The sequence below is a fragment of the Marisediminicola antarctica genome (assembly GCF_009930795.1).
Lineage (GTDB): Bacteria > Actinomycetota > Actinomycetes > Actinomycetales > Microbacteriaceae > Marisediminicola > Marisediminicola antarctica.
Genome location: NZ_CP017146.1, coordinates 1,311,718 through 1,337,278 on the forward strand (window position 1 = coordinate 1,311,718; position 25,561 = coordinate 1,337,278).

The window sequence follows — 25,561 nt, forward strand, 5'->3', positions numbered from 1 at the left end:
TCGGCATTCATCCTGCCCCGGCGCCGCGTAGTCTCGTACGGTGGCACATCTTCTCGGGGCGGAATCCCTGCATCTCGAATATCCAACCAGGGTCGTCTTCGACAAGGTCACGATCGGCCTCAACGAGGGTGATCGGATCGGCGTGGTCGGTCGTAATGGCGACGGCAAGTCGACCCTGCTGAACCTCCTTGCGAGCCGCATCGAGCCTGACTCCGGCCGCGTCACCGTGCGCCGCGGCGTCACGCTCGGCATGCTCGACCAGTCCGACGTGCTGCCGGACGACCTCGTCGTTTCCGAGGCGATCGTCGGGCACCTCGACGAGCACGAGTGGGCCGGCGACGCGAAGGTTCGCGACGTCATCGACGGGCTGCTCTCCGACCTGCCCTGGTCGGCGAAGATGGGGGAGCTCTCCGGCGGCCAGCGCCGCCGCGTCGGCCTCGCCAAGCTGCTGATCGGCGACTGGGACGTCATCTTTCTCGATGAGCCCACCAACCACCTCGACGTCGAGGGCATCGCCTGGCTCGCCCAGCACCTCAAGAAGCGCTGGCCCGCCAGCCAGGGCGGACTCATCGTCGTCACTCACGACAGGTGGTTCCTCGACGAGGTGTGCACCGACACGTGGGAGGTCCACGACCGCATCATCGAGCCCTTCGAGGGCGGCTACGCGGCCTACATCCTGCAGCGCGTCGAGCGCGACATGATGGCCGCGACCATGGAGTCGAAGCGCCAGAACCTCGCCCGCAAGGAGCTCGCCTGGCTGCGCCGCGGCGCCCCCGCCCGCACCACAAAGCCCAAGTTCCGCATCGACGCCGCGAACGAGCTCATCGCCAACGAGCCGCCGCCACGCAACACCGTTGCCCTCAGCCAGCTCGCCACCGCACGTCTCGGCAAGGATGTCGTGGACCTGCTCGACGTGGGCGTCTCGTATCCGGCGACCGACCCACACCAGAGCCCCCGCGAGGTGCTCCACGACATCGAGTGGCGCATCGCACCGGGCGAGCGCACCGGCATCCTCGGGGTCAACGGCGCCGGCAAGAGCACGCTGCTTTCGCTCATCGCCGGAACCCAGCAGCCCACCGTCGGCCGCGTCAAGCGCGGCAAGACCGTGCGCGTGGCGATCCTGAGCCAGCAGCTCGACGAGCTCGCCGACATTCTCGACACCCGCGTGATGGACGTCATCGCCAACCAGAAGAGCTCCTACGTTTCCGGTGGCAAGGAGCTCACCCCGGGGCAGCTCCTCGAGCGCATGGGGTTCATGAGCGAGCAGCTCTCCACCCCGGTGAAGGACCTCAGCGGTGGGCAGCGCCGCCGCCTGCAGCTGCTGCTCATCCTGCTCGGCGAGCCGAACGTGCTCATCCTCGACGAGCCCACCAACGACCTCGACACAGACATCCTCGCCGCGATCGAGGACCTCCTCGACTCCTGGCCGGGCACGCTCATCGTCGTCAGCCACGACCGGTACCTGCTTGAGCGCGTCACCGACAACCAGTACGCGATCCTCAAGGGACGGATGCGCCACCTGCCCGGCGGCGTCGACGAGTACCTCGCCCTGCGCGCGGTCGAGCGGGGCGGCGGCGCGGCAAAAGCCACTTCGAAGGCCGTGACCTCCACGTCGTCCGGCAAGCCCTCGCTCGGTGGCGCCGAGCTGCGCAACGCGCAGAAGGAGTTCGCGGCGGCCGGCCGCAAGCTCGAGAAGTACGCCCACCAGGTGACCGAGCTGCACAACAGATTCGCGGCTCACGACCAGAGCGACTATGACGGGCTCGGCACGCTCCAGGCGGAGCTTGCGGCGGTCGAGAAAGCGCAGGCGGAGCTCGAATTCCGCTGGCTCGAACTCACGGAGCTGCTCGGCGCCTGAGTCGGCTGAGGCGCCTGAGTCGGCTGAGGCGCCTGAGTCAGCTGGCTGCGGCCGGATGCTGCGCGGTGGGTTCTCGGCGTCCTGTACTGCGGGGTGGCCGGTGAGCCCGCCCCTCAGTCGAAGTCGAGGCTGAGCTTGCGCAGCAGACCGGCGAGGCGCTCCTGCTCGGTCGGCGACAGGTTGTCGAGCACCTCGGCCTCTGACGTCAGCAGTGTGCTGATCGCGGCATCCACCCGCGCCAGGCCCTCGATGGTCAGCACCACGAGGATCCCGCGGCCATCGTGAGGGTCGGTGCGTCGCTCGACGAGCTCGCGGTGGACGAGCCGGTCGATGCGGTTGGTCATCGTGCCGCTCGACACGAGCGTCTGCAGTAACAGCGCCTTCGGGCTCAGCTGGTACGGCTCGCCCGCCCGGCGCAGCGCCGACAGCACATCGAACTCCCAATAGTCGAGTCCGGATGCCTCGAAGGCCGTGCGACGGGCCCGGTCGAGGTGCTTGGCGAGCCGGCCGACGCGGCTGAGCACCTGCATCGGAGCGAAGTCGAGGTCGGGACGCTCGCGGGACCACGCGCCGACGATACGGTCGACTTCATCGCTTCCGGGCATCCGACCATTATGCGTCCCGACGGGGGCGGCCCGCGCCGATCCCGGCGGTGAACTCGTACTGGGGCGCCGGCGGCCGATCGATCTGGCAGACTTGACGCGCGCCCGGTGGCGCGATCCGCCTTAGTGTAACGGCAGCACGACAGCCTTTGGAGCTGTTCGGTCCAGGTTCGAATCCTGGAGGCGGAGCCCCTGACGTTCGATCGAATCCCCTCGGAAAGAGCCACAGCCATGACCTCAGAGAACCTCGCCGTCGTCATCCTCGCCGCAGGCCAGGGCACGCGGATGAAGTCGACCACGCCGAAGGTTCTGCACGACCTGGCCGGGATGCCGCTCGTCTGCCACGTTCTCGCGACGGCCGACCGCCTCGGCGCCGCGCACATCGTCGCCGTCGTGCGGCACGAGCGCGACACGGTCGCCGCGGCCATCACCGCGCAGTCGCCCCACGTGATCATCGCCGACCAGGACGACCTGCCCGGCACCGGCCGGGCCGTCGAGGTCGCGCTCGGTCACCTCCCGGAGGACTTCACTGGCCAGGTCGTCGTGTTGAGCGCTGACGTTCCGCTGCTCGATTCCGAGACCCTGGTTTCGCTCATCGCCGCGCACCGGGAGGCGGGCAACAGCCTCACCCTGCTCAGCGCGATCCTCGACGACCCGACCGGCAACGGCCGGATCCTCCGCGACGCCGGCGGCACGTTCACCGCGATTGTCGAGCAGAAGGACGGCTCGCTCGCCGAGCTCGACGTGCGCGAGGTCAACGCCGGCGTCTACATCTTCGATGTGCCAGCGCTGCGCACGGTGCTCGCGAGCATCGGCACCGACAACGCGCAGCGGGAGAAGTACCTCACGGATGCCGCATCCGGCATCCAGCGTGCCGGCGGAACGATCGCCGCGGTTCCCGTGACCGACCACTGGCTGGTCGCCGGGATCAACGACCGGGTGCAGCTGGGCAACGCCGCCCTCGAGCTCAATGCCCGCATCGTGCGCGGCTGGCAGCTCGCTGGGGTGACCGTCGTCGACCCCGTCTCCACCTGGATCGATGTCACGGCCACGCTCGCGGAGGACGTGGAACTGTTGCCGGGCACCCAGATCAAGGGCGCGACCCAGATCGAGCGCGGCGCGAAAATCGGGCCCGACACCACCCTTCTCGACTGCGAGGTGGGGGAGGGCGCCACGGTGAAGCGCACCGACGCGACGCTCGCGGTGATCGGCGCCGGCGCATCCGTCGGTCCGTTCGCGTACCTCCGCCCCGGCACGATCCTCGGTGCCGACGCCAAGATCGGCACCTTCGTCGAGACGAAGAATTCGACCATCGGCGCCTCGAGCAAGGTGCCCCACCTGAGCTACATCGGCGACACGACGGTCGGCATCGGATCGAACGTGGGCGCGGGAACAATCACCGCGAACTACGACGGCGTGAACAAGCACAAGACCGTCGTGGGGTCGCACGTGCGCACCGGGTCGCACAACGTGTTCGTTGCGCCCGTTAGAATCGGTGACGGAGCCTACACGGGCGCCGGCACGGTCGTCCGCAAGGACGTTCCCGCCGGGGCACTCGCGATCAATGTGGCTCCACAGAGGAACATGGCCGGTTGGGTCGGGACGAATCGTCCGGGCAGCACTGCAGCGGTTGCCGCAGCGACGGCCGGTGAAAGCGTCACCGAATAGGTCACCACAGTCGGTTTTACCGGCAGAGAGCGGGAATTTTTTGTCCGACATCACCATCAACGGACAGAAGCGGCTCGTTCTGGTTTCCGGTCGCGCCTATCCGCAACTCGCCGAGGATATCGCGTCGAACCTCGACTCGGCCCTCGTGCACACAGACGCGCGCACCTTCGCCAACGGCGAGATTTATGCGAGATACGACGAGAGCGTGCGCGGCTGCGACGCCTTCGTGATCCAGTCGCACTCGTCTCCCATCAACGAGGCGCTCATGGAGCAGCTCATCATGGTCGACGCTCTCAAGCGCGCCTCGGCCAAGCGCATCACCGTTGTCGCGCCGTTCTACCCCTACGCCCGCCAGGACAAGAAGGGCCGCGGCCGCGAGCCGATCAGCGCCCGGCTCGTCGCCGACCTGTTCAAGGCGGCCGGCGCTGACCGCATCATGAGCGTCGACCTGCACGCCGCCCAGATCCAGGGCTTCTTCGACGGCCCCGTCGACCACCTCTTCGCGATGCCGGTGCTGCTCGAGCACTTCAAGCCCATACTCGACCCGACGAGCCTCACCGTCGTCTCGCCCGACATGGGACGGGTGCGTGTCGCCGACATCTGGAGCGACAAGCTCGGCGCCCCGCTCGCAATCATCCACAAGCGCCGCGACCCGCGCGTGCACAACCAGGTTGAGGTTCGCGAGATCGTCGGCGAGGTGGAGGGGCGTACCTGCCTCATTGTCGACGACATGATCGACACGGGCCGCACGATCGCCAAGGCCGCCGAAGCGCTCAAGGCGCAGGGCGCGACCCGGGTGATCGTCGCCGCGACCCACGCCGTGTTCTCGCCGCCGGCGCGTGAGCTGCTGCAGAGCGAGTTCATCGACTCCGTTGTCGTCACCGATACCCTGCCGATCCCCGAGGAGAAGCGGTTCCCCACGCTCACCGTGCTGCCGATCGCACCCCTCATTGCCCGCGCGATCAGCGCCGTGTTCAACGACGGGTCTGTCACGTCGATGTTCGACGGCGCCGCCTAGGGAGGGACCGCGGATGCCGGTGCCCTTCGTAACGGAATTCCAAGCCGCCCTCGGTGGCCCGCCCGACGCTGTCGCTCGCCTCTCCGTTTCCGGAGCGGGCGACCTGCTCTCCGCCTACCGGGTGACCGACCTCGCCGTCGCGAGCATCGGCGTCGCGGGGCTGGCGGCCGCCGAGCTCGTCGAGTCGGTCACCGGCGAGGCGCGACCGGTCACCGTCGACCGCGCGCTCGCGTCGGCCTGGTTCGGCTCCGCGGTCGCGCCGGTCGGCTGGACCCTGCCGTCGGTCTGGGATCCGCTCGCTCGCAACTACCGGGCGAAGAACGGCTGGATCCGCCTGCACACCAACGCGCCTCCGCACCGGGCGGCCGCCTTGGCGGTGCTCGGAGCGCTGGCCGACCCGAGCGACGTGGGCCGAGCTGTCAGGCGCTGGGATGCGGTCGAGCTCGAGACCGCGGTCGTTGCCGCGGGAGGGTGCGCCGCAGTGATGCATTCGCGGCAGGAGTGGCTCGCGCACCCGCAGGGTGCAGCGGTGCAGCGGGAGCCACTGCTCGACTGGCGCGACGGATCGGCGAGCACCGAGGGCGACCGGTTGGAGATCACCCCGGAGCGGCCGCTCGCGGGGCTCCGCGTGCTCGACCTCACCCGAGTGATCGCCGGCCCCGTCGCCACCCGATTTCTTGCCGGCCTTGGCGCCGAGGTGCTGCGGGTAGACCCTCCCGGCTGGAACGAAGCGGCCATCGTGCCGAACATGACGCTCGGCAAACGTGCTGCGCGCCTCGACGCGAAAACCCCCGAGGGCCGGGAGCGTCTGCGCGAGCTCATCAGCACCGCGGATGTTCTCGTGCATGGCTACCGTTTGGGTGCCCTCGACGACCTCGGACTGGATGCGCAGACGCGTCAGGCCCTGCGCCCCGGCCTCATCGACGTGTCACTGAACGCCTACGGGTTCACCGGGCCGTGGGCACGCAGGCGCGGTTTCGACAGCCTCGTACAGATGAGCAACGGCATCGCGCACCGCGGTGTGGCGTGGGCAGCATCCGACGCCCCGACCCCGCTCCCGGTGCAGGCCCTCGACCACGCCACGGGCTACCTCCTCGCCGCGGCGACGCTCCGGGCTGTCCTCCTGCGCCGCACCGACGGCACCGGCCGCGTCATTCGCACCTCACTCGCTCGTGTCGGCGCGGCCCTCGCCGCCGGCGGCGACCTGCCGCCAGGGGGAGAACTCGTCTCCAGACCCGAGCCGACGGAGACGCTCGAAACCCCGTGGGGGGACGCTCGGATGCTTCGCCCGCCGTTCGAGATCGCCGGCGTGGAGTTCGGCTTCACGAGGCCCCCTCGCGACCTCGGCGCCGACGACGCCCGCTGGGCCTGAACCGCTAGGAACCGATCGTCGGAATCGGCAGGCGCGCCCCGCTCGGGATGATGCCGAGGGAGGCCACCAGCTGGTCGTTGCCGAAGCCGCCGATCGAGTAGCACTGCCAGCCGACGCCGCCGGGCCCGAAGAACTCGAAGCGCGCGGACGATTCCGTCGCGTCCGGGCGCGCGAACGCGACCCACTGGGCGCAGGACCGGTCGGCGGTGTTCCCACCGACAGAGAAAATCGTGATGATGCCGGGCAGCACAAGCGCGATGATCCCGACGATCACGACGACCCGCATGGCGAGCACGAGGCGCGGGCCGCGCAGCGGACGTCCGTCGCCAGGCTCGTAGCCGCTCAGTTCGGGATGCTCGTCGGTCATGGCAGCCCAGTCTTCCACGGAAGAGCTCCCAGAGTGAATCGACGGCCGTCCGATATCATCAAAATAATGTCCACACCCTCCCCGCAGCCCGCTCAGGCGGCAACGCCGGCTCCGCTCGCCCGACATGGGCAGTTGAAAGCCGGAAATCCTGCTGCAGGCGTGCTCAAGTTCGTGGCTGCGTCGCTCGCCGTTCTGCTCGTGAGCACCGTGAGCATCGCCGCCATCGCGGTCCACAACATCGCCTCAGAGATCAAGCCCGGCGTGGCGCTGCCCGGTGAGGAGGATGGGCCGAAGATCGGCGCGATCGAGGGCGCGGTCAACCTGCTCCTCGTCGGGAGTGACAGCGGCGAGGGTAACCTCGCCTACGGCGCGCGGGAGGCCACCCTCAACGATGTGACGATGCTGCTGCACATCTCGGAAGATCACAAGCGGGCCACCGTCGTGAGCTTCCCGCGCGACATGTTCGTCGATATGCCCGTGTGCCCGAACCCGGACGGCGCCAGCTACCCCGCAGTATCCAGTCAGAAGATCAACCAGTCGCTCTCTCGCGGCGGCCTCGCCTGCCCCGTGCTCACGGTGGAGAACCTGACCGGGTTGGATATCCCGTATGCCGCAAAGATCGAGTTCGACGGCGTCATCGAGATGTCCAACGCCGTCGGAGGTGTCGAGGTGTGCGTCGCAAGCCCGATCGACGACCGCAATATTCCCTTCAAGCTGGATGCCGGAATGCACACACTCTCCGGGGTAGACGCTCTGCAGTTCCTCCGCACGCGCTACGGAGTCGGCGACGGGAGCGACCTGACCAGAATCAGCAACCAGCAGCAGTTCCTCTCGTCGCTCGTGCGCACCCTCAAGAGCTCTGAGACGCTCTCGAACCCGGTGAAGCTCTACGGCATCGCGAGTGCCGCCTCGCGGAACCTCGAATTCTCCAACAGCCTGCGCAATGTCGACACCATGGTTTCGATCGCGGGCGCCCTCAAAGACATCCCCCTCGACGAGGTCGTGTTCGTGAGGTACCCGATTGCCGACGCCACTATTGGTGGCCAGTCCGGCGTGGTGCCGATCGCGGATGCCGCGGCAGAGCTGTTCGCCGCGCTCGAGGCCGACCTGCCGATCGGGCTCACCGGCGGCACGGGTGGCGGTACGGTCGCCGACCCGAATGCGCCCGAGCCGAGCCCCGAGCCGAGCCCCACGGCGACCGCGGATCCGGTTGACCCGACTGCGCCGGTGGCCAGCGGCTCGCCCGCCCCGGACGCACCGCCCACTCGGGTCGAGCTGCCGGAGACCATTCAGGGCACGACCGCTGGCGACGTCACCTGCAGCGCCGGGCAGACCGCTGGGCATCCCGGCGGATAGCAGCCGGCGCGGCTGGCGTCGGCTAGTGCGAGCTGCCCTCTGACTCGACCTCGGTGCGGTCCCCGCTCCACAGCGTGTGGAAGGTGCCCACCATGTCGACGCGCTTGTAGGTGTGCGCACCGAAGAAGTCTCGCTGGCCCTGCACGAGGGCGGCGGGCAGGCGCTTCGAGCGCAGGCTGTCGTAGTAGGCGAGCGACGAGGAGAACGCCGGGGTCGGGATGCCCGAGAGGGCGGATCCGGCGACCACGCGGCGCCAGGAGTCCTGGGTGCCGGCGAGGGCCTCGGTGAAGTACGGCGCGGTCACGAGGGAGACGAGGCCCGGGTTCTCGGCGTAGGCCTCGGTGATGCGGTTGAGGAATACCGCGCGGATGATGCATCCGCCACGCCAGATCTTTGCGACATCGCCCTTCTTGATGTCCCAGCCGTACTGCTCGGCGCCCGCGACGATCGCGTCGAAGCCCTGGCTGTAGGCGATGATCTTCGACGCGTAGAGGGCGCGGCGCACGTCTTCGATGAACGCGTCGTTGTCTTCGACGTGCCACTGTGCCGACGGACCAGGCAGAGCGGATGCCGCGGCCCGCTGCGCGCGCTTCGACGACACCGCGCGGGCGAAGACGGCCTCCGCGATTCCCGAAACCGGAACTCCGAGGTCGAGGGCGGTCTGCACTGTCCACACTCCGGTGCCCTTGGAGCCGGCCTGGTCGAGCACGATGTCGACGAAGGGCTCGCCCGTGGTCGCATCGACCTGGCGAAGTACCTCGGCGGTGATCTCGATGAGGTACGACTCGAGCTCGCCCGTGTTCCATTCGGTGAAGACGTCCGCTATTTCGGCGGGAGTGAGGCCAACGGCCGTTCGCAGCAGGTCGTAGGCCTCGGCGATCAGCTGCATGTCGGCGTACTCGATGCCGTTGTGGATCATCTTGACGAAGTGGCCGGCGCCGTCGGTGCCGATGTGGGTCACGCATGGCTCTCCGTCGACGACCGCGGCGATGGAGGAGAGGATCGGGCCGAGAGTCTTGTAGGCCTCGACGGATCCGCCCGGCATGATCGAGGGGCCGAGCAGTGCGCCCTCCTCGCCTCCGGAGATGCCGGCGCCGACGAAGTTGATTCCGGTCTCGCGCACGGCCTTCTCGCGGCGGATGGTGTCGGTGAAGAGCGCGTTGCCGCCGTCGACAATGATGTCGCCTGGCTCGAATGCCGCGGTGAGCTGCTCGATGACGGCATCCGTTCCCCTGCCGGCCTGCACCATGATGATCGCGGTGCGCGGCTTCTGGAGCGATGCGGCGAAGTCGGCGATCGACTTCGAGGCGACGAAGCCAGCCTCGGGGTGCTCGGTCGTGAGCAGGTCGGTGCGCTCGGGGGAGCGGTTGTAGACGGCTACCGTGTTGCCCTCGCGGCTGGCGAGGTTTCGGGCGAGGTTGGAGCCCATCACCGCCAGGCCGACCACTCCGATGTTTGCCGTTGCGTTGTGTGTTTCGGCCATGAATTTCTCCTCAGTGGGGTGGACGTCCAGTTGGGTTGATGACCGCTCAGGCTGTGTGCCGTGGCGGTGAAAGCGAAGGGGATGCTGCGGTGCTGGCGCTCGGAGCGCCCGATCGGTGGCATCTACGACCACGCTAGCAAATTGGGCATGTCGCGGGCGTCACCTGGCGCTGCACGGGCGGTGAGGTCGGCGCCAGAGGTCGCAGGAGCTCGCGATTCGGTAACCTGACTTCGGGCGCTGTCGGCTCCTCGCGGCGTCCCGGAGAGGCAGGGCAGTGAGCGACAAGGATCCGCCCATCGTCGTGATGGGCGTGGCCGGCTGCGGCAAGTCCACCGTCGGCCGCGACATCGCGCTCGCGCTCGGGCGTGCGTTCATCGATGCCGACGACCTGCATCCGGTCGCCAACAAGGCGAAGATGGCTGCGGGGCAGCCGCTCGACGACGACGAGCGCTGGCCCTGGCTCGACCTGGTGGGCGAGGCCCTCGCTCGAAGGGATGAGAACGGTGTGCCTCCCGTCGTCGCGTGCTCGGCGCTCAAACGGCTGCACCGGGACCGGCTGCGCACGAAAGCCGCAGATACAGTCTTCGTGCTTCTGGACGGGTCGCGCGAGCTGTTGCGGTCCCGCATCGGGCCGCGGGTGCACGAGTTCATGCCTGCGGCCCTGCTCGACTCGCAACTGGCAACTCTCGAGGCGCTGGAGACCGACGAGGCGGGTGTTCTCGTCGACATCGCGCCGCCGCCGCGTGAGGTCACGGCGAACGCGCTGGCGGGAATCCGGCGTTTGCAGTCGGTTCGGTAGCGCGCTCCGCTCCGCTCCGCTGCCGACACGTATTCATAATTGTGCCCACTCGTGGCAGACGCGCCCGGTCGACCGGGTGCAGACGTCACAAACGGGCACAATCACTCTGTGGGCCGCGCGACCTGCTCAACTGGCGGCGGTGTCGTGCCCCTGGTCCCACAGCTCCCCGAGCTCGTCGATGGTGCGCGCCATGATGCCGAGCATGGCGGCGCCGGCGGCATCCGCGTTGCCGCTCTGGATGGCGTTGGCGACATCCACGTGCAGCTGGAGAGCCTCGTCGTGTGGGTACTTCGGCATGAGCCCGTAGTGGGTGCGTCCGGTGAGCACCTCGGAGACGAGGCTGTTGAGCCGCGAGAACATCTCGTTGCCGCTCATCTCCATGACGAGCGCGTGGAACTCGATGTCGATCTCGAGAAACTGTTCCTGGTTTCCGCTGCGCCCGGCCGCCCAGAGGCGCCCGGCGAGGCCCATGAGGTCGCTGGCCTGACTGAGCTCCCCGCGAGTCGCAGCGAGCTTCGCCGCCTGCGGCTCGATCGCGGTGCGCAGCTCGTTGAGCGAGCGGAGCTGGTCGATTCGCCCGTGGCCCGCGAGGCGCCACCTGATCACGCTGAGATCGTAGACGTTCCATTCGCTCATCGGCAGGATGCGGTTGCCCACCTTGCGCTTGGACGTCACCATTCCCATCGCCTCGAGCGCGCGCAGGCTCTCCCTGATCACAGATCGCGACACCTGGTAGCGGTTCTCCAGCTCTTCGGCGGTGAAGGTCAGGCCCTCCGGCATCCGCCCCTCGCAAATGGCCTGACCCAGTTCGTCGAGAATCTGGTTGTGCAGCCCGGGTGCCTGGTGGGTTCGTGCCGCCACGAATCCCGGCCGCGCGGGAGGTTGGGCGTCATCGGCCATGGCATTCACATTCAGATCATATCCATGCAAACCTCTGAGTTGCATAAGTCTGACTTATTGCGATCAAAACATATCCGTCTGATGTTGGTGGTTGTAAAGATCAGACTATTGAGGTTACTCTCGAGGACTAAGGCAGATGTAACGATGCATTTGCGTTGAGTTCGCGCACTGATGCGTCGGCTCAGGAATGGAGACGAACGTGAAGAATCCAAGAGTTCTGCGCGTCGCCGGAATCACCACAGCAGCGATTCTCGCCGTGGGAACCCTGGCGTCATGCAGCAGCGAAAGCGGCGGCGGCAGCGAAGAACGATCCGATGTTCTCAACATCACCCTCGCTAACCACGTCTGGACCGACGCCATAAAGGAGTCGCTCCCGGAGTTCGAGGAACAGAGCGGCATCACCGTCAACCTCACGCAGCTCGGTGAAGACCAGCTCTCCGACCAGTACAACGTGAAGCTCAACGCTGGCACGGACGAAATCGACGTCATGATGTACCGCCCACTCCAGGAGGGCAAGCTCTTCGCACAGAACAACTGGATCGCGGACATCACCGACCAGGTTACTTCGGCCGAGGACTGGAACTGGGACGACTTCCAGGAGGGTCCGGTCGGAGCGACGACATTCGACGACGCTGTGGTCGGCGTGCCGATCATCACCGAGCGCGAAGTGCTCTACTACCGCACCGACCTGCTCGAGGCAGCGGGGCTCGAAGTTCCGACCACGCTCGAGGAGCTCGAAGAGGCAGCAGCGAAGATCGCCTCGGAGAACCCTGGGGTCGCCGGCTTTGTGGCGCGCACCGCTGCATCAGCTGCGGTCACCCAGTTCAGCAGCTTTCTCTACAGCGAGGGCGGCGCCTGGATCGACGAAGACGGCAACGCGAACCTCGACACGGATGCAGCCAAGGAAGCGTACGAGCTCTACGGCACGCTGATCCGCGAGCACGGCCCGGAGAACGTGTCGACCGACATGAGCTGGCCAGAGGCGATGGCGATCTTCACGCAGGGCAACGCGGCGTTCTACACCGAGGCGGACAGCCTCTACAAGAACGCGACGGACCCGGCCAGCTCCACGATCTCGGACAGGGTCGGATTCGCACAGTTCCCCGCCGGCGCTGAGGGATCGCATCCCTACAACGTGCCCTCCTGGGCGCTCGGAATCGCCGCCGAATCGGAGAACTCCGAGAACGCGTGGGAGTTCATCCAGTGGGCGACGAGCCAGGAGAAGATGCTCGAGATCCAGCAGGCTGGCGTTCCCGGTTCGCGCATCTCGGTCTGGGAAGACCCCTCGGCCACCGAGGACTACCCGGCTGACCTCGTTGAGGCGATCAACGCGAGCTTTGAAGGCGGCGTCGGTTTCGACCGGCCGCAGGTGATCTCGGTCGCCGAAGCCCGTGAAATTGTCGGACTGCCGATTGTCGTTTCCATCACCGGTGGCGACGTCGACGGAGCCATTGAGGATGCGCAGGCGCAGTTCCAGGAGTTCCTGGACGACGAGGAGTAACACCACTCGGTGACGGGCCGCCAGCCGCAATGGCAGGCGGCCCGTCACACCGTGAGCAATTCCGTAACAACGACGCCCGGCCCCGCCTCCCGGTGGTGCAGCGGAAAGAGGTAACTGGTGAGCATCGTCGCTAACCGCAAGAGCAGCCCCGTAGCTGTGGCCAATTCTCAGAAAAACGGCCGGAAGAAGGGCCCTCTTGATGGGTTCTCGCGCTGGGCCAATAAGCACCGCAAGTGGGTCCTCGCCGCTCCGGCCATGGTCTTCACGGCGCTGCTCATCGCGTTCCCGCTCGGCTGGACGCTCTACCTGAGCCTCACTGATTCCTCGGGTTCCGTGCGGTCCGATTCTGAGTTCATCGGCCTCCAGAACTACGGCGAGGTGCTCACCGACTTCGACCGGTTCTGGCCAGCTGTCGGTCGCACCGTCTACTTCACGGGTGGCGCGCTCGCCTTCGAGATGGCGCTCGGAATGGCGATCGCCCTGCTGCTCTGGCGGCCGTTCCGCGGCGAGAAGTGGGTACGCGTCGCAATCCTGCTGCCCCTCGTCGCAACCCCGGTCGCGGTGGGCATGATGTGGAGCCTCATCCTCGACCCCAACATCGGCTTCGCCAACCAGGCTCTGTCCTGGTTCGGTATTCCGGCCCAGCCCTGGCTCGCCGGTCAGGACACCGCGCTCACGACCCTCATGTTCGTCGACATCTGGCAGTGGACGCCCATGGTTGTGCTCATCCTGCTCGCCGGCCTCACCTCGCTCTCTGACGAGCCGGATGAAGCGGCTCGCGTCGATGGCGCAAGTGCCTGGCAGCGCTTCTGGTACGTCACCTTCCCGCTCGTCATGCCCGTGTTCATCACCGCGATCCTGTTGCGCGGCATCGACGCACTGAAGACCTTCGACATCCTCTACGCCACCAAAGGCAAGGGTGGAGGATCGTTCCACGAGGTCGAGACCCTGAACGTCTACGCCTACGGCTTGAGCTTCGATTACAACGACTACGGGATGTCTTCGGCCGTCCTGATCATCTTCTTCATGATGATCGTCGGCTGCATCTGGCTCCTGACCGCTCGCAAGAAGAGGAGCAACCGATGAGTTCTGTCGTCGACAAGAAAGCAACCCTGCCGGAGGAGACGAGGCTGGCGCTGTCATTCACGAAGCGGCCCAAGCATCCTGCAACGCGGGCCTATGGCATCTTCCGCGTCGCGGCGCTCGTCGCCATCGTCCTGACCTTCCTCGCGCCGCTCGTGTGGATGGTGCTGTCGTCTCTCAAGACCACCGTCGATATTTATGACCCGTCGGCAGCGTTCGTATTCTCGCCGACGCTGCAGAACTACGAGACGGTGTTCGGGCAGGCGTCGTACCTGCAGTACATCTTCAACAGTTTCTGGATCGGCGTCTGGTCGACCGTCCTGTCGATGATCCTCGGGGTGCCTGCCGCGTACTCGATGAGCCGTTTCGTCATGAAGAAGTCCGCAGCCCTTGTGCTCATGGCGCGAATCATCCCGGGCGTCAGCCTGCTCGTGCCGTGGTACTTCGTCTTCTCGAACCTCGGCCTCGTTGGCGGCTACGGCGTGCTGATCCTCTCGCACATGTTCGTATTGATGCCGCTGTTCGTCTTCATCATGATCTCGTTCTTCGATTCGCTGCCGCTCGAGCTCGAGGAGCAGGGCCAGGTCGACGGACTCACGCCGATCGGAGCCTTCTTCAGGATCGCGCTGCCGCTGTCGGTGCCCGGCGTCGCGACCGCGAGCATCCTGTCGTTCATCTTCTCCTGGAACAACTTCATGTTCGCTCTCGTGCTCTCCGGCTCGAGCACCAAGACGCTGCCGGTTGCGATCTTCGACTTTGTGGCCTACGCGAGCATCGACTGGGGCGGGCTGATGGCCGCGGCGGTCGTAATCACGGTGCCCATCATGGTCATCGCCCTGTTCACACAGAAGTACATCGTGTCGGGCCTCACCGCCGGCGCCACGAAGGGCTAACGGCATGGTGAACCGTATTCCGCCCATCGTTGTGATGGGCGTGCAGGGATCGGGCAAGTCCACGATCGGCTCGCTGCTCGCGGAGCGCCTCGGTATCGCCTTTCTCGACGGCGACAGCCTGCATTCCGAAGACAACGTGCTCTCGATGGCCGCGGGCAACGCATTGAGCGACGAGCAGCGGATGCCGTGGCTCAGGGAGGTGGGGAACGCCCTGGCCCGCGGGCGGAACGACGGCATCGTCGTCGCCTGCTCCGCGCTCAAGCGAAGCTACCGTGACCTCTTGCGCGAATCGGCCGCCGACCTGTTCGTCGTCGATCCTGAAGGTTCGATGGAGCTCGTCGCCGCGCGCATCAGTGCCCGCCAGCACGAGTACATGCCGCCGGCGCTCCTGCAGTCCCAGTACGACACCCTCGAACCGCTCGAGGCGGACGAGAGCGGTGTCATCGTCGACATCGCCTTCCCGCCGCCCGAGATCCTCGACGCGATCGACGACGCGCTCGGTCTCGAGGCGCTCAAGAGGGTCTCATTCGCGCCGCATGCCGTCCCGAGAGGATCATCCGTTGCTGATTAGCCGCGTTGAGACCTTCGCCGTCGCGCCCCGCTGGCTCTTCGTGCGCATCGAGACCGACGCGGGCATCGTTGGCTGGGGGGAGGGGTCGCTCGAGGGCAACTCCGATATCGTGCGAGCCGCGATCGAGCAGTTCGCCGGCTACCTCGTCGGCCGCGATCCGTCGCGTATCGAGGACCACTGGCAGGTACTCACCAAGGGAGGGTTCTACCGGGGAGGCGCGGTACTCGCCAGTGCCGTGTCCGGCATCGACCAGGCCCTGTGGGACATCGCGGGGAAGAGCCTCGGCGTTCCGGTCCACCGGCTGCTCGGCGGCGCCGTGCGCGACCGCATCCGCGCCTACGGCTGGGTCGGCGGCGACGACCCCAGTGAGGTGGGCGACCACATCGCAGCGCAGATGGCGGTGGGCCTCACCGCCGTGAAGATGAACGCGAGCGGCAAAATGAGCCGCATCGGCAGCGTGCGCGAACTCGATGGGGTCGTGAATCGCGTCGCCGCCGCCCGGGCGGTTCTCGGGCCGGACCGCGACGTCGCGGTCGACTTTCACGGGAGGTTCACCCTGGCGAACGCGCGTCGGGTCGCGCCGCTGCTCGAGGAGTTCCACCCGTTCTTTCTCGAAGAGCCCGTCGTGCCGGAGAACTCGCATCTCATTGGCGAGTTCGCGCGCTCGACGACGATTCCAGTCGCGACCGGCGAGCGCCTCTACAACCGGCAGGACTTCCTCCCGGTGCTGCAGGCAGGTATCGCGGTAGCCCAGCCGGATCTGTCGCACGCCGGCGGCATCTCCGAGGTGCGCCGCATCGCTGCGATGGCCGAGGTCTTCGACGTTCAACTCGCCCCGCATTGCCCGCTGGGTCCGATCGCTCTTGCCGCCTGCCTGCAGGTGGGGTTCGCGACGCCCAACTTCCTGATCCAGGAGCAGAGCATCGGCATCCACTACAACACGGGGGCAGAGGTGCTCGACTATGTCGTCGACACCGAGCCGCTCAAATTCGTCGAGGGAAACTTCGAGCTTCTCACCGGGCCCGGACTCGGCATTACCGTCGACGAGGGCGCGGTGCGGGAAGCCGACCGCCTCGGCAACAGCTGGCGCACGCCCGTCTGGCGCCACCCCGACGGCTCATTCGCAGAATGGTAGGAAGCAGCATGCCCACTGAATTTGTTGACCACCTCACGGCAACCCGGCTGCTGGCCATCATCCGTGGAGCGGATGCCGAGGCCTCGGTCGCGGCGGCGCTCGCGCTCCTTGACGAGGGTTTTCAGCTGCTCGAGATCTCGCTCAACACCGCGAACGCCCTCGAGGTCATCGCGCGAGTCGTGCGTGAGGGGCCGGAGGGCGCACGAATCGGCGCCGGAACCGTGCTGACCATCGATGATGTGAAGCGGGTCCGCGACGCCGGCGGATCGTTCGCGGTCACTCCGGCCGTTGCGCAGAGTGTCGCCGAGTCGGCGCGCCTCGGCTTTCCAGTCGTCGCGGGCGCGCCCACCCCCACCGAGTGCGTGAGCGCGATGGAGCAGGGAGCGGCGGCGATCAAGCTGTTCCCGGCGTCAATCGGCGGCCCGCCCTACCTCAAGGCACTGCGTGACCCGCTCCCGAGTATTCCCTTCGTCGCCGTCGGCGGGGTCGGGGTGAAGGAGATGGTCGAGTACTTCGAGGTCGGGGCCATTGCTGCCGGACTCGGTAGCCCGCTGCTCGGGGATGCCGCGGCCGGCGGGAGCCTGACCGCGCTGCGCGATCGGGCGCGGCGATTCCATGAGGCGGCGGCGCCCTGGGTCGAAGGCTGAGCGTGACGGGCGTGGACGTCGTCACCTTCGGCGAGACAATGGGATCGCTGCGTGCCGCAGGATTGATCCGCATGGGCGGTGCGATGTCGATGACGCTCGGCGGCGCGGAGTCCAACGTCGCGATCGGCCTCGCCCGCCTCGGTCATGCCGTGTGCTGGGCGGGGCGGCTCGGGGCAGATGAGGTGGGCGACTTCGCCCTCCGAACTCTCCGCGCCGAGGGAGTGGACACGCGCCTCGTCGCCCGCGACGCCGACCGGACCACCGGCCTCCTCCTGATCGAGAAGCGGATCGCGGACATCTCGTGTGTCGCCTACTACCGAGCAGGGTCGGCCGGGTCGGCGCTCGATGCCGGTGATCTGCGACACCTCTTCGATCAGGCCCCGTCGGTTATGCACGTGACTGGAATCACCCCCGCGTTGTCACCGACCGCCGCTGCGGCGACCCTCTGGGCCGTCGACGCGGCACGGGAGCGGGGCGTCACCGTGTCGTTCGACATCAACTTCCGCGGCAAGCTGTGGGGGAGGGACGAAGCCGCTGGCGTACTTGCGACGATCGCACGCAAGGCTCAGGTCGTGTTCGCCTCCGACGACGAGCTGTCGCTCGTCGCGCCGGGAGGCGAGTCTGCCGCGGTGGCAGAGCTCATCGATGCCGGCGTCACCGAAGTCGTCGTGAAGCGGGGAGCGCTCGGCGCAACCGCGTGGGTCGACGGACTTGAGGCATCCGTCCCGGCGCATGTCGTGCCGGTTGTCGACACGATCGGCGCAGGCGACGCGTTCACAGCCGGCTACCTCTCCGCACGGCTCGACGGTCTTGGCCTCGAGGAACGTCTCGAACGAGGCGCGGTGCTCGGGGCCTTCGCCGTGAGCGCCGCCGGCGATTGGGAGTCTCTCCCCACGCGAGACGAGCTCGAGTTGCTCGCCGGGACCGCCGGTTCCACCATCCGTTAAACCGCACGAGCACCGAAAAGGGCAGACTCCTCATGAAGATCGACAAGGCCGAAGTTATCGTCACCAGCCCGGACCGCAATTTCGTGACGCTGAAACTCACAACGGTGGACGGGATCACCGGCCTGGGGGACGCGACCCTCAACGGCCGCGAACTCGCCGTCGTGGCGTATCTGAAGGAGCATGTCGCCCCGCTGCTGATCGGGCGCGACGCCCACAACATCGAGGACACCTGGCAGTTCTTGTACCGGAGTGCGTATTGGCGTCGCGGCCCGGTGACGATGGCCGCGATCGCGGCGGTGGATGTTGCGCTCTGGGATATCAAGGCGAAGACGGCCGGGATGCCGTTGTACCAGCTGCTGGGTGGGGCATCGCGGACGGGCCTGCTGGCCTATGGGCACGCATCGGGGAAGTCCAACGAGGAGCTGTTCGACAGTGTGCGCGAGCACCAGGAGGAGGGCTACAAGGCGATCCGCATCCAGACCGGGGTGCCCGGACTGAAGTCGATCTACGGGATCGCGTCGAACGCCACGTTCGAGGCCAACACCGGTGTGCGGTACGACCACGAGCCGGCCCAGCGGGGTGCGTTCCCGGCCGAGGAGGACTGGGACACCCGCAGCTACCTTCGGCACGTGCCGACGGTGTTCGAGGCGGTGCGCAACGAATTCGGTCCGGAGGTTCCGTTGCTGCATGACGGGCACCACCGGATGACCCCGATCCAGGCGGCTCAGCTGGGCAAATCGCTGGAGCCGTACGACCTGTTCTGGCTCGAGGACTGCACCCCGGCGGAAAATCCTGAGGCACTGCGACTCGTGCGTCAGCACACCACGACTCCGCTCGCGATCGGGGAGATCTTCAACACGGTGTGGGACTACCAGCAGATCATCCGGGAGCAGCTCATTGACTACGTGCGCAGTGCCGTGACCCACACCGGTGGGATCACCCACCTGCGCAAGGTGCTCGACTATGCCTCGCAGTACCAGATCAAGTCGGGCATGCATGGGCCCACCGACATCTCCCCGGTCGGCATGGCGGCCGCGATGCACCTCGGAATGGCGATCCACAACTTCGGAATTCAGGAGTACATGGCGCACGGAGAGAAGACCAACCAGGTCTTCGAGCAGTCATTCACCTGGAACGATGGCATGCTACACCCGGGCAACAAGCCCGGTCTCGGTGTCGAGCTCAATCTCGACGAGGCCGGCAAGTACCCATACGAGACGGCGTACCTGCCCTACAACCGGCTCGCCGACGGCACGGTGCACGACTGGTGAGTGCCGCCGGTCGAGCTACGCGACCTGCTCAACGAGCAACTCGGATAGCATCGTCACCCATGACCAACCCCATCGTCGTCACCGCCGTATTCTTCCCCGCCCCCGGCCAGCACGACGCCGTCGTCGCGGCGATTTCGCCGGCGATCGCCGCGGTTCACGCGGAGCCCGGATGCCTGCTCTACGCCCTCCACAATGCGCAGGACGGCTCGATCGTCATGGTCGAAAAATGGGAGTCGGCCGAGCTCCTAGATGCGCACGGGGCCGGTGACGCCGTCGCGAACCTCACCGCGTCGCTCGCCGGAATGCTCGAGCGGCCCGTCGACGTGACCCGCCTCGTTCCCATCCCCGCGGGCACGGCCGAGCAGGGACAGCTGTAGCGCGAATTGACGCGGGTGTCGAAACCCAAGTCGGGATCAGAGATCGCGGCGTGTAAGCTTCATGCTGTACTTCGGCGAGGGATCGCTTTCGCGTGTCGGGAAACCGACCGCAGGCAGCATCCGTAATCGACGCGGTGGTTGGGCTCAGCCTTTGCAGGCACACGTCTTTCCTCACGCTGACATGCGTTCGAGTTGACCGCCCCCTTTGGGGCACAGATCGTGGGCCCACGCCTGCATAGGAGAAAACAATGGCTGAGAAGAAAATCGACACCACCATCGTCGCCGAAGTGCGCGAATCGTTCGGCAAGGGCGCGGCCCGCAAGATGCGCGTGCTGGGTAAGATCCCGGCTGTCGTCTATGGACACGGCACCGAGCCGCAGCACCTTGCGCTTCCCGGCCACCAGGTCGCCCTTCTGCTCCGCAGGAAGAACGCCGTGCTTGAAATCAAGGTCAACGGCAAGACCCAACTCGCGCTCGTCAAGGACGTGCAGAAGGACCCGGTCAAGGCGATCATCGAGCACATCGACCTCATCGTCATCCGCAAGGGTGAGAAGGTCATCGTCGACATCTCCGTGCACGTCGAGGGCGAGTCTTACCCGGGCACGATCGCGAACCTCGAGTCTGCCACGATCTCGGTCGAGGCCGAGGCGACCCACATCCCCGAGAGCGTCGTCGTGAACATCGAAGGCTTCGAGGACGGCACCCAGATTCACGCGAGCGACCTCGAGCTGCCCGCCGGCTCGACTCTCGTGACCGACCCCGAGACGCTCGTCATCAACATCGTCATCCCTGCCGAGGTCGACCTCGGCGAGGACGAGGACGAGGTCGAGGCTGCCGAGGGCGACGAGGCGACCGAGTCCACCGAGGCTGCGGAGTAATCACGGCCCTCTTCAGGCGGTCTGAGCCACTGGACAATGCCCAGTGGCTCGTAGTCGGGCTCGGTAACCCCGGGCCCGACTACGCCGCCAACCGACACAACGTGGGACAGATGGCGCTCGCGGAACTCGCCCACCGAGCATCCGCGACGTTCAAGAACCACAAGGCGGGCGCGGCGGTCGCCGAGGGGCGCACTGCTCCGGGCGCACCGCGGCTCATTCTCGCCAAGCCCAATAGCTTCATGAATACGTCAGGCGGGCCTGTTGCGGGCCTGCTGCGGTTCTACAAGATCGACCCGTCCAGGCTGATTGTGCTGCACGACGAGCTCGACATTCCCTTCGATAGCGTGCGCCTCAAGCTGGGCGGTGGCCACGGCGGCCACAACGGCCTGCGGGATATCATCGCCGCGACCGGCACCCCGGACTTCATCCGTGTGCGCATCGGAATCGGGCGCCCGCCGGGACGCCAGCCTGCCGCCGACTTCGTGCTGAAGGACTTCGGTTCGGCCGAGCGTGCGACGCTGCCCAATGTGCTCGAGGATGCCACGGATGCTGTGGAGCTGGTCGTCACCGAGGGCCTCGTCGCCGCGCAGTTGAAGTTTCATACCGCTTCTTAGAGGCCTGTGGCGGGGACCCGCGGAGTGCGGCCTGTCGCGCTCTTCCTAGTGCTGTGTCTTCTCCTGCACGGGGTCTTCTCCTGCACAGCCTCTTCTCCTGCGCAGGCCTTGTGGGAAGATTCTTATCCCCATCAGGCCTTTCCCCTTTCGAAAGTGTGTTCGAAGTGGGAGAATTGTGGCATGGAACAGCTCCCGAACACCCTCCGCGACACGGCCGACACCGTCGCCGGCCTTGGGGCGTGCGCGGGGGAGTTCACGGCCCTGGATGATGCGTCCCTGTTCGCCGCGCAACGCTCGGTCACCGCGCTGCGTCGTGCGGTGGACACCTACGCGGCGTGGATCGCGGCGGCGATCGCGAAGCACTCCGACCGGGCCCTGGGCCATGCCGGGATGGCGATCAGTGCCGGGTTCGTCAGCGCGGAGGCGTTGATCCAATCGATCTCCGGCGGCACCAGGGCCGAGGCCGCGAAACTGGTCCAGATCGGCACCCTGCTCGCCGAGACCGAAGCCGCCGAAGCCCTCGCCGCCGCCGATCCCACCGCCACCGCCACCGGCGGCACGCCCACCGCTGGTGCGCCGACCGCTGGTGCGCCGACCGCTGGTGCGCCGACCGCTGGTGCGCCGGTGTCCGATCCGGGCTCCCCGGCCAGCCCGGGGCCAGCCACCGACCCTGCCGAGCCGCGTTTCCCGGTCGGGATGCCGGTATGGCAGGCGCCAATCGCGCGGGCGGTCACCGCGGGGCTCCTCTCCCTCGATGGAGCCGAAGCGATCCGGCGCGGGTTGGGAGGGATCGATGACGCCGTCACCGCCGAGCAGCTCACCGCCGCCGCGGAACACCTCATCACCGCCATCAACCCCAGCAACCCTAGTAACCCCGGTAACCCCGGTAACCCCGGTAGTGCCGGCGCCGGTCGGGTGTTGGGTGCGGACGAGGTGCAACGCCTCGCGCGGCGGTTGCGGGACGAGCTCGACAGCGAGGGCATCCGCCGGCGGGAGAAGGAGCAGTACGACCTGCGCGCGGTGCGGAAGTGGCGCACCGCTGACGGCATGCACCATGGCATCTGGCACCTGCACCCCGAAGACGGCGCCCTGCTCGACTCGGCCCTGTCCACGATCCTGTCCCCGCGACGCGGCGGACCCCGATTCATCGATCCGGAAGAGAAAGCCAAAGCCCAGAAACTGGTCGAGGACCCCCGCACCGACGAGCAGATCCTCGCCGACGCCCTGATCGGCATGATCCGCATCGCCACCGACGCCGACCCCGGCACCATGTTCGGCTCCCGCCGCCCCGCCGTCCGAGTCATCATCACCAAAAAAGACCTCACCACCAACACCACACCCACCACTGGCACAAGCACCGACGCGAGCACCGGCACCGGCTTCATCGCCGCCACCCGCGTCAGCACGCCGACCAGCACCAGCACCGGCACCGGAGTGGCGACCGAAACCGGCACCAATGCCAGCACCAGCACCAGCACCAGCACCGCGAGCGTCCCCGGCGACCGCACCCCAGATGGTGTCCCACTCGCGACCCTCGGCCGCCCGGCACCGCCGGCCCCCACGCCACAGCCATCTCAATCCCTGCAACCACTCCCACCCCAGCCACCCCCGCCACCGGTGCTGCCGCTGCTGCCCGGGATCAGCGCCGACCACGGATGGATCGAGGGAACCCTCGACCCGATCTCAATCGAGACCATCCAGCGCAACCTCTGCGACACCGGACACATCCCCGTCCTATTCGACGACGACGGCCAATGCCTCAACGTCGGCCACACAAGGCGCCACTTCACCGCCCGCCAACGCATCGCCCTCGCCACCCGCGACGGAGGCTGCATGTTCCCCTCCTGCGACCGACCCCCCTCCTGGTGCGAAGCCCACCACATCAAACACTGGGACAGAGACAACGGACCCACCAACATCGACAACGGGATCCTCCTCTGCCGCAGACACCACCTCCTCCTCCACGACAACCACTGGGAAATCATCAACACCAACAACAACTACTGGCTCCAACCACCCACAACCATCGACCCCACCCAAACCCTCATCCTGCTCCCCAGCAAAACACCCACCATCACCAAAAGAAGCGCCAGCTCACCATGAAACGCCCGCCCGCTCGCCCGGCCGGCCGGCCGGAATTTGTCAAGTCAAGTGAGACATGTGCTTTCTAGACTGTTTGCGTGGTTTGGTCGTTGATCGGGAGGGCCTCTTTCTGGGGTTCGTTGATCCAGACCTCGGTGCGGATCTGTGGCGGGCGGGGTCGTCGGGTGAAGCGTTCGGGGTGCTCGTTGAAGGCCCGGTTCAGGGTGACCGAGCGTTGCTGGTCGATGTCCTGGTAGGTGCCGAAATGCACGGATGCTGGGGTGTGCCAGCCGATCCCGGAGTGATGGTGGATGTGGTTGTAGTCGGTGAAGAATCCGTCGCAGAATTGCTTCGCCTCGGCCAGCGAGTAGAAGTGGTGCGGGAAGTCGGGAACGTATTTCAGGGTCTTGAATTGCGCCTCGGAGTACGGGTTGTCGTTGGACACCCTCGGGCGCGAGTGCGTGCGGGTGATCCCGAGATCGGCCAGCAGTGCGGAGACGGGTTTCGAGGTCATCGAGGTGCCCCGGTCTGCGTGGACGGTGTGCGGGGCGGTGCCGTTGCGGCCGATCGCGTCGTCGATGAAGTCGCGGGCGACGACCGAGTCCTCGGCAGCGCAGACGACATGGCTGGGCGAGTACCTCGAGTAGATATCGATCAGGGCGTAGAGGTGATACCAGACGCCCTTGCGCGGGCCGCGGAGCTTGGTGATGTCCCACGACCACACCTGCGACGGGCCCAAAGCGACCAGCTCGGGCTTGACCTTCGCCGGATGCGTCGCCAGACGCCGCCGTTCCCGCGTCTGCCCGGCAGCCCTGGCGATGCGATACATCGACGACATCGAGCAGTGGTACCGGTCCTCGTCCAACTCCCGTGCCCAGATCTGACAGATCGACAGGTCCTGGTAGGCGGGAGAGTTGATGACCGCGAGGACTTGTCCGCGTTCCGTTTCGGACAGGGTCGATGGCGGCTTGGCCCGTGCTGCCTGCGGGATCGGATCGATCTTCCGGACCGGCGGGGAGATCCGCCGGTAGTGGGTCGCCCGCGACCGGCCGGTCAACGCGCACGCGGCCACGACCGTGACCGCCAATCCGATCAGCGCAGTGAACGCGTCATCGAGGACCGTTCCCGCAGTCACTTGTCCTGCCCCGTCCCGGGCTGGCTCGAGGGGCTGCTGTCCGAGAGCAGCTCCAAGAGCCTGTGCGCTTTTCCCATCACGTCCAACGCTGCCTCGGTCTGCGCCAGCCGGCGATGCAGACGAGCGTTCTCGGCCTCCAACTTCACCGCCCGGGCAGCCGCCGAGGACTCCTTCGATCGCGGGGCGCGATCCCGCCGATACGTGGTCCCAGCCGCTTCCGCGTCTCGGGCTTTCGCCCACTCCGCTACCAGGGTCTGATAGATCCCCTCGCGTCGAAGGACCGCGGACTTCGACCCGCGGGGGCCGCCTCATACTCTGCCAGCACGCGAGCGCGGTATTCGGCCGGGTAAGTCCTCCGGACCGGCTTCTGAGCCGGGTCAATATGCGGGGCCGGTGGCCCTGATTCTTCCAACATGATTACGTCCGTTCCCCGCCCTCTCCCAAGACACCCCGCATAACCCGGGATGTCTCACACCAGCCTGACAGAGAGGGGGCCGGCCGGAAGGCATAGGCACAGGTACATGCAGTCGAAGCTCAGCACCAGCACCAGCACCAGCACCAGCACCAGCACCAGCACCAGCACCAGCACCAGCACCTGCACCTGCACCTGCACCTGCACCACCACCATCAGCACCAGCTGCAGCTGCAGCACGCAATATCTCGATGGGCCGGTGCTCGGACAGGAGCGCCGGGCAAGCTGGATGCCGCACTCCTACCAGACCGCAGCGGTCCGCCGCGATGCGAACCTCCTGACTTGAGGGTCTTGTAGGCCTTCCCGGGCCTTCCCGGGCCTTCCCGGGTCTTCGCAGGCCTTCCGGGTCTTGCGGGTCTTCGCGGGTCTTACGGGTCTTTCGGGAGCCACATTGCGATTCTGCGATCCGGCTGATTCTGACCATCCAGAGCCTGGCCAAACGCGCGCGGAGTTTGCCATTGCCGCCGGGAGTAAGCCGATAGCGCCCCGGCACGATTCGCAGCCGCAACCCCACCACCGTTGGGCTTACACC

General features: G+C 66.9%; 24 protein-coding genes and 1 tRNA gene. 19 read left to right on the forward strand and 6 right to left on the reverse strand.

The window, feature by feature from the left end; genetic code table 11:
• Nucleotides 1–40 precede the first annotated feature (40 nt).
• Nucleotides 41–1,858 carry an ABC-F family ATP-binding cassette domain-containing protein gene (locus tag BHD05_RS06260; protein ID WP_161885672.1) on the forward strand — a complete coding sequence of 606 codons (1,818 nt, stop codon included), beginning with the start codon at nt 41–43 and terminating at the stop codon, nt 1,856–1,858.
• A gap of 113 nt (nt 1,859–1,971) precedes the next feature.
• On the opposite strand, the gene BHD05_RS06265 is transcribed toward BHD05_RS06260, so the two are convergent.
• The gene (locus BHD05_RS06265) at nt 1,972–2,463 is read right to left on the reverse strand and encodes a MarR family winged helix-turn-helix transcriptional regulator (protein ID WP_161885673.1); all 492 of its coding nucleotides are present in this window, start codon (nt 2,461–2,463) and stop codon (nt 1,972–1,974) included.
• Between the two features lie 114 nt (nt 2,464–2,577).
• Here BHD05_RS06265 and BHD05_RS06270 point away from each other — a divergent pair.
• The 4 genes from BHD05_RS06270 to BHD05_RS06285 all read left to right on the forward strand — a co-directional run bounded on the left by BHD05_RS06270 (nt 2,578) and on the right by BHD05_RS06285 (nt 6,518).
• A tRNA-Gln gene (locus BHD05_RS06270) sits at nt 2,578–2,649 on the forward strand.
• Between the two features lie 42 nt (nt 2,650–2,691).
• The gene (glmU, locus tag BHD05_RS06275; protein ID WP_161885674.1) at nt 2,692–4,128 is read left to right on the forward strand and encodes a bifunctional UDP-N-acetylglucosamine diphosphorylase/glucosamine-1-phosphate N-acetyltransferase GlmU; all 1,437 of its coding nucleotides are present in this window, start codon (nt 2,692–2,694) and stop codon (nt 4,126–4,128) included.
• Nucleotides 4,129–4,168: 40 nt separating this feature from the next.
• The gene (locus BHD05_RS06280; RefSeq protein WP_161885675.1) at nt 4,169–5,146 is read left to right on the forward strand and encodes a ribose-phosphate diphosphokinase; all 978 of its coding nucleotides are present in this window, start codon (nt 4,169–4,171) and stop codon (nt 5,144–5,146) included.
• Nucleotides 5,147–5,159: 13 nt separating this feature from the next.
• On the forward strand, nt 5,160–6,518 hold the full coding sequence (locus BHD05_RS06285; RefSeq protein WP_161885676.1) for a CoA transferase: 1,359 nt from the start codon (nt 5,160–5,162) through the stop codon (nt 6,516–6,518).
• A gap of 4 nt (nt 6,519–6,522) precedes the next feature.
• On the opposite strand, the gene BHD05_RS06290 is transcribed toward BHD05_RS06285, so the two are convergent.
• Nucleotides 6,523–6,885, reverse strand: a complete 363-nt coding sequence (locus BHD05_RS06290) for a hypothetical protein (RefSeq protein ID WP_161885677.1) — start codon at nt 6,883–6,885, stop codon at nt 6,523–6,525.
• Between the two features lie 66 nt (nt 6,886–6,951).
• On the opposite strand from BHD05_RS06290, the gene BHD05_RS06295 reads away from it, so the two are divergent.
• Nucleotides 6,952–8,241, forward strand: a complete 1,290-nt coding sequence (locus BHD05_RS06295; protein WP_161885678.1) for an LCP family protein — start codon at nt 6,952–6,954, stop codon at nt 8,239–8,241.
• A 22-nt stretch (nt 8,242–8,263) separates the two neighbouring features.
• On the opposite strand, the gene gndA is transcribed toward BHD05_RS06295, so the two are convergent.
• A complete protein-coding gene (gndA, locus tag BHD05_RS06300; protein ID WP_161885679.1) occupies nt 8,264–9,724 on the reverse strand; it encodes an NADP-dependent phosphogluconate dehydrogenase in 1,461 nt (486 codons plus the stop codon).
• Nucleotides 9,725–9,998: 274 nt separating this feature from the next.
• Between gndA and BHD05_RS06305 the strand changes: the two genes are divergently transcribed.
• On the forward strand, nt 9,999–10,523 hold the full coding sequence (locus BHD05_RS06305; RefSeq protein ID WP_236966676.1) for a gluconokinase: 525 nt from the start codon (nt 9,999–10,001) through the stop codon (nt 10,521–10,523).
• 126 nt (nt 10,524–10,649) lie between these two features.
• Here the strand turns inward: BHD05_RS06305 and BHD05_RS06310 are convergent, their stop codons facing one another.
• Entirely contained in the window at nt 10,650–11,423 is a 774-nt protein-coding gene (locus BHD05_RS06310) for a FadR/GntR family transcriptional regulator (RefSeq protein WP_161885680.1), read from the reverse strand.
• A 199-nt stretch (nt 11,424–11,622) separates the two neighbouring features.
• Between BHD05_RS06310 and BHD05_RS06315 the strand changes: the two genes are divergently transcribed.
• The 12 genes from BHD05_RS06315 (at nt 11,623) to BHD05_RS06370 (ending at nt 23,443) form a co-directional block, all read left to right on the forward strand.
• Nucleotides 11,623–12,924, forward strand: a complete 1,302-nt coding sequence (locus tag BHD05_RS06315) for an ABC transporter substrate-binding protein (protein WP_236966677.1) — start codon at nt 11,623–11,625, stop codon at nt 12,922–12,924.
• A gap of 117 nt (nt 12,925–13,041) precedes the next feature.
• A complete protein-coding gene (locus BHD05_RS06320; protein ID WP_236966678.1) occupies nt 13,042–14,010 on the forward strand; it encodes a carbohydrate ABC transporter permease in 969 nt (322 codons plus the stop codon).
• The gene (locus tag BHD05_RS06325; RefSeq protein WP_161885682.1) at nt 14,007–14,900 is read left to right on the forward strand and encodes a carbohydrate ABC transporter permease; all 894 of its coding nucleotides are present in this window, start codon (nt 14,007–14,009) and stop codon (nt 14,898–14,900) included. Before BHD05_RS06320 ends, BHD05_RS06325 begins: the two co-directional genes overlap by 4 nt.
• A 4-nt stretch (nt 14,901–14,904) precedes the next feature.
• Nucleotides 14,905–15,471, forward strand: coding sequence for a gluconokinase (locus BHD05_RS06330; protein ID WP_236966679.1), 567 nt, complete (start codon nt 14,905–14,907; stop codon nt 15,469–15,471).
• The gene (gene dgoD / locus BHD05_RS06335) at nt 15,461–16,606 is read left to right on the forward strand and encodes a galactonate dehydratase (protein WP_161885683.1); all 1,146 of its coding nucleotides are present in this window, start codon (nt 15,461–15,463) and stop codon (nt 16,604–16,606) included. The genes BHD05_RS06330 and dgoD overlap by 11 nt, the downstream gene beginning before the upstream one ends.
• An 8-nt stretch (nt 16,607–16,614) precedes the next feature.
• Complete coding sequence (locus BHD05_RS06340; protein WP_161885684.1) at nt 16,615–17,253, forward strand: bifunctional 4-hydroxy-2-oxoglutarate aldolase/2-dehydro-3-deoxy-phosphogluconate aldolase; 639 nt, start codon at nt 16,615–16,617, stop codon at nt 17,251–17,253.
• A gap of 2 nt (nt 17,254–17,255) precedes the next feature.
• Complete coding sequence (locus BHD05_RS06345) at nt 17,256–18,200, forward strand: sugar kinase (RefSeq protein ID WP_236966680.1); 945 nt, start codon at nt 17,256–17,258, stop codon at nt 18,198–18,200.
• Nucleotides 18,201–18,232: 32 nt separating this feature from the next.
• The gene (gene manD, locus BHD05_RS06350) at nt 18,233–19,471 is read left to right on the forward strand and encodes a D-mannonate dehydratase ManD (RefSeq protein WP_161885685.1); all 1,239 of its coding nucleotides are present in this window, start codon (nt 18,233–18,235) and stop codon (nt 19,469–19,471) included.
• Nucleotides 19,472–19,530: 59 nt separating this feature from the next.
• Nucleotides 19,531–19,848: a putative quinol monooxygenase gene (locus BHD05_RS06355; protein ID WP_161885686.1), complete on the forward strand. Its 318-nt coding sequence runs from the start codon at nt 19,531–19,533 to the stop codon at nt 19,846–19,848.
• Nucleotides 19,849–20,096: 248 nt separating this feature from the next.
• Entirely contained in the window at nt 20,097–20,726 is a 630-nt protein-coding gene (locus BHD05_RS06360) for a 50S ribosomal protein L25/general stress protein Ctc (protein ID WP_161885687.1), read from the forward strand.
• A gap of 29 nt (nt 20,727–20,755) precedes the next feature.
• On the forward strand, nt 20,756–21,340 hold the full coding sequence (pth, locus tag BHD05_RS06365) for an aminoacyl-tRNA hydrolase (protein ID WP_161887390.1): 585 nt from the start codon (nt 20,756–20,758) through the stop codon (nt 21,338–21,340).
• A gap of 180 nt (nt 21,341–21,520) precedes the next feature.
• Nucleotides 21,521–23,443: an HNH endonuclease signature motif containing protein gene (locus BHD05_RS06370; protein ID WP_161885688.1), complete on the forward strand. Its 1,923-nt coding sequence runs from the start codon at nt 21,521–21,523 to the stop codon at nt 23,441–23,443.
• 64 nt (nt 23,444–23,507) lie between these two features.
• On the opposite strand, the gene BHD05_RS06375 is transcribed toward BHD05_RS06370, so the two are convergent.
• Nucleotides 23,508–24,557, reverse strand: a complete 1,050-nt coding sequence (locus BHD05_RS06375) for a DDE-type integrase/transposase/recombinase (RefSeq protein WP_161885076.1) — start codon at nt 24,555–24,557, stop codon at nt 23,508–23,510.
• A 469-nt stretch (nt 24,558–25,026) separates the two neighbouring features.
• Nucleotides 25,027–25,209: a hypothetical protein gene (locus tag BHD05_RS15685; RefSeq protein ID WP_202614304.1), complete on the reverse strand. Its 183-nt coding sequence runs from the start codon at nt 25,207–25,209 to the stop codon at nt 25,027–25,029.
• Nucleotides 25,210–25,561 lie beyond the last annotated feature (352 nt).

Excerpts from the sequence above, each read along its gene's own strand:
- BHD05_RS06325 (WP_161885682.1), top strand. The coding sequence starts at position 14,007 with ATGAGTTCTGTCGTCGACAAGAAAGCAACCCTGCCGGAGGAGACGAGG.
- gndA (WP_161885679.1), bottom strand. The coding sequence starts at position 9,724 with ATGGCCGAAACACACAACGCAACGGCAAACATCGGAGTGGTCGGCCTG.
- BHD05_RS06360 (WP_161885687.1), top strand. The coding sequence starts at position 20,097 with ATGGCTGAGAAGAAAATCGACACCACCATCGTCGCCGAAGTGCGCGAA.
- BHD05_RS06295 (WP_161885678.1), top strand. The coding sequence starts at position 6,952 with ATGTCCACACCCTCCCCGCAGCCCGCTCAGGCGGCAACGCCGGCTCCG.
- glmU (WP_161885674.1), top strand. The coding sequence starts at position 2,692 with ATGACCTCAGAGAACCTCGCCGTCGTCATCCTCGCCGCAGGCCAGGGC.
- BHD05_RS06355 (WP_161885686.1), top strand. The coding sequence starts at position 19,531 with ATGACCAACCCCATCGTCGTCACCGCCGTATTCTTCCCCGCCCCCGGC.
- BHD05_RS06265 (WP_161885673.1), bottom strand. The coding sequence starts at position 2,463 with ATGCCCGGAAGCGATGAAGTCGACCGTATCGTCGGCGCGTGGTCCCGC.
- BHD05_RS06310 (WP_161885680.1), bottom strand. The coding sequence starts at position 11,423 with ATGGCCGATGACGCCCAACCTCCCGCGCGGCCGGGATTCGTGGCGGCA.
- BHD05_RS06290 (WP_161885677.1), bottom strand. The coding sequence starts at position 6,885 with ATGACCGACGAGCATCCCGAACTGAGCGGCTACGAGCCTGGCGACGGA.
- BHD05_RS06285 (WP_161885676.1), top strand. The coding sequence starts at position 5,160 with ATGCCGGTGCCCTTCGTAACGGAATTCCAAGCCGCCCTCGGTGGCCCG.
- manD (WP_161885685.1), top strand. The coding sequence starts at position 18,233 with ATGAAGATCGACAAGGCCGAAGTTATCGTCACCAGCCCGGACCGCAAT.
- BHD05_RS06340 (WP_161885684.1), top strand. The coding sequence starts at position 16,615 with ATGCCCACTGAATTTGTTGACCACCTCACGGCAACCCGGCTGCTGGCC.
- BHD05_RS06370 (WP_161885688.1), top strand. The coding sequence starts at position 21,521 with ATGGAACAGCTCCCGAACACCCTCCGCGACACGGCCGACACCGTCGCC.
- BHD05_RS06330 (WP_236966679.1), top strand. The coding sequence starts at position 14,905 with ATGGTGAACCGTATTCCGCCCATCGTTGTGATGGGCGTGCAGGGATCG.